Consider the following 280-nt stretch of genomic DNA (forward strand, 5'->3'; position numbering starts at 1 on the left):
AAAGGCCAATTGCTTTTCACTTTGATCACTTAACATGCCGCGCGCATTGACTTGTCGGCCGGCCCCCGATCATGCTGAACCCAGCACAATGATCAGAGCACCGCAGTGACACAACGCCAAATAACCGAACCCGCCCGCGAAACACCTGTGATCCACGAAACCGATGTCTTGGTGGTTGGCTCTGGGCCCGGCGGCTTGGCTGCCGCGATCGCTGCGGCGCGTTGCGGGGTGCAGGTGACTTTGCTCGAACGGTTTGGATGTTTTGGCGGAAACATCACGG

General features: G+C 58.2%; 1 protein-coding gene. It reads left to right on the forward strand.

Features of this window, described 5'->3' with window-relative positions; genetic code table 11:
* Nucleotides 1-105: 105 nt before the first annotated feature.
* Nucleotides 106-280: FAD-dependent oxidoreductase (locus TW80_RS17945; protein WP_204218533.1), on the forward strand; the 175-nt coding region annotated here is incomplete at its 3' end.

Origin of the sequence: Loktanella sp. S4079 (assembly GCF_000967725.1) — a bacterium.
Lineage (GTDB): Bacteria > Pseudomonadota > Alphaproteobacteria > Rhodobacterales > Rhodobacteraceae > Yoonia.